The 2,984-nt window shown below is 71.6% G+C and carries 2 protein-coding genes; both read left to right on the forward strand.

Annotated elements, in window-relative coordinates; translation table 11 throughout:
- The coding region (locus AB4Y86_RS15785) for a polysaccharide deacetylase family protein (protein ID WP_441403133.1) at positions 1-682 on the forward strand (682 nt) is incomplete at its 5' end.
- A 61-nt stretch (positions 683-743) separates the two neighbouring features.
- The coding region (locus tag AB4Y86_RS15790; protein WP_441403134.1) for an HAD family hydrolase at positions 744-2,984 on the forward strand (2,241 nt) is incomplete at its 3' end.

The raw sequence follows: 2,984 nt of genomic DNA on the forward strand, positions 1-2,984 counted from the left end.
GCGGAACGCTCCACCGCTGCCCTCTGCGCCGCCGGCGGACCCGTTCCCGGCGGCGCTCCGCGGAGCCGACGTCGAGGTGATCCCGAACGCCGGTCGCACGGTTGCCCTGACTTTCGACGCCGGCGCCAACTCGGCCGGCCTGCCCAGCATCCTGCAGACCCTCGGAACGGCCGGAGTGCGGGCGACGTTCTTCCTCACCGGCACCTGGGCCGGTGCCAACCCCGCGGGGGTCGCCGCGATAGYCGCTGCCGGTCACCGGGTTGGCAACCACTCCATGACGCATCCCGGGTTCAGCACCCTCTCCGACGCCCAAATCGCCCAGCAGTTGGCCGGGGCGCAGGCCGCAATTACCGCCGCCGGTGCGGATTCCCGCCCGCTGTTCCGCTTTCCCTTCGGCGAGCGGGATGCGCGCACCATCGCCGCCGTGAATGCCCTGGGCTACGTCCCGGTGCGCTGGACGGTGGACACCCTGGGCTGGAAGGGCACCAGCGGCGGCATCACGGCCCAGATCGTCGCCGACCGCGCGCTGAGTGGACTGCAACCGGGGGAGATCATCCTGATGCACGTTGGCTCCAACCCGGACGACGGCAGCACCCTGGACGCCGACGCSCTGCCGCARCTCATCRACCGGATCCGCCAGGCYGGMTACGSSTTCRCSACCCTCGACGCGCTSCTYGGCTGATGGCCCGCATCCCGCTCACCCGCCACTGTTGCCGGGCTCCGGGGGCTGGTACGAATAACCCATGACGGAGTCACCCACAGTTGCCGCCGCGCTGGCGCCCGTCGACGCGGTGGTGTTCGAACTGGACGGGGTGCTACTCGACACCGCTGACCTCCGGGCCGCCGCCTGGCAGCACCTGGCCGACGAAGTCTTCCAGGACCGGCGGCTGCCGCCACGTGCCCGCCGGGATCCGCTGGCGGACGCCGAGTACACGGCCTTCATCGAGGGCCGGGCGCCCGCCGACGGCGTTTCGGCCTTCCTGGCCTCGCGCGGGGTTCCGCTCCCGGCGGGTTTGCCCGCGGACGGACCGGGCGACTGGACGGCGTTYGGACTCGGGAAACGCCAGGACGAACTCTTCGGGCAGCTGTTGCGGGACCAGCCGCCGAGGGCCTTCCAAAGCACCGTGGCACTGCTCGAACGGCTCAGGGCCGGCCGGATCCCGGTGCTGCTCGCCACGTCCGATCCGAACGCGGGAGAGCTCCTCGCCGCCGTCGGCCTGGACGGATACTTCGACCAGGGTGCCGGCGGGAAGCCGGCGCACCGGGGCGGAGACGCCGGCACGCCATCCCCGGCGCTGGCCGCGGTGCACCGGCTGGACATCCCGCCCCGGCGGGCCATGGTCATCGAGGCGGACGTCGCCGGGGTGGAAGCGGGGCGCCGCGGCGGCTTCGGGCTGGTGGTGGGCATCGACCGGACCGGCCGGCGGGCCGAACTGGAGGCCGCCGGCGCCGACATCGTTGTGGAAGACGTCAGCGAGCTGGACATCGGCCTGGTCATCACGGACCCCTGGCTCCTGGTCTATGAAGGCTTCGACCCGGCGCACGAGGGGCACCGGGAGGCCCTGACCACCCTCGGCAACGGCTACATGGCGACCCGGGGCGCGGCCCCTGAACACCGCGGCGGCGCAATCCACTACCCCGGAAGCTACCTGGCGGGGGTCTACAACCGGCTGGCCAGCGTCGTGCAGGGCCAGCGGACAGTGGACGAGCACATGGTGAACATGCCGGACTGGCTGCACCTGGACGTGCGGATCGAGGATGGCGCCTGGTGGTCCGAAGGAGGCCTGCTGCTCCGCCGGGAGCGCCGCACCCTGGACCTCAAACGCGCCCTGCTCACCCGGGAAGCGCTCCTGGAGGACGACGTCGGGCGGCGACTGCGGCTGGTGCAGCGCCGCGTCGTGTCGATGGCCGAACCACACCTCGCCGCCTTGGAGACCGTGCTCACCGCAGACGGCTGGAGCGGCAGCATCAGTGTCCGCAGCGGCTGCGACACGGCCGTGACCAACTCCAACGTCCCGGCGGACGCGCAGCTGTCCAAACGGCACCTGGCGGCGGTGGAGGTGACGGACAGCGATACAGGTGGGGGCGCCGTCGGACTGCGCGTGCAGGCGCAGACCAGCCAGAGCCGGATCGGCATCGCCCTGGCCCTGCGGACGGAGGTATCCGGACCGGCCAATTCCAGCTTTGAGCAGCTGGATGGCTTGTACGCGCACCGCCTCGAGCTGCCGGCCGGGGACGGGGCCGCGGTGACCGTTACCAAGACGGTGGCGGTGGCCAGCTCCCGGGACCACGCGATCTCCTCGCCGCTGACCGGCGCGGAGGCCGTGCTGGCGCGCTCGGGCGGCTTCGCGGCGCTGCTCGCCGAGCACCAAAACGCCTGGTCGCTGCTGCTGGCACCGTTCATCATCGAGTCCGACGCCCCCTCACAAGCCCAGCTGATCCTGAATCTGCACGTCTTCCACCTGCTGCAGACCCTCACGGTGCACACCGCCGAGCTCGACGCGGGCGTCCCGGCGCGCGGACTGCACGGGGAGGGTTACCGCGGGCACGTCTTCTGGGACGAGCTGTTCGTCCTCCCCGTGCTGAACTCCAGGCTGCCCGCACTCGCCCGGGAACTGATCGACTACCGCTGGCGGCGGCTCGGGCCGGCCCGTGATGCCGCGCGGGCGGCCGGACTGCGCGGCGCCCTGTTCCCCTGGCAAAGCGGCAGCGACGGCACCGAACAAACACCCAAGCTGCTCTACAACAAGCTGTCCGGGCACTGGATACCGGACCACTCGCACCTGCAGCGCCACGTGGGACTGGCCGTCGCCTTCAACGCGTGGCAGTACTTCGAAGCCACCCAGGACCGCGGCTGGCTGACCCAACACGGCGCGGAACTCATTGTCGACGTCGCCCGCCTGTTCGCCTCGATGGCGGATTACGACGCCGCCGCCGACCGGTTCCATCTGCGCGGCGTCATGGGCCCGGACGAGTACCACACC

This window comes from Arthrobacter sp. 2YAF22_2, from assembly GCF_052114645.1.
Lineage (GTDB): Bacteria > Actinomycetota > Actinomycetes > Actinomycetales > Micrococcaceae > Arthrobacter.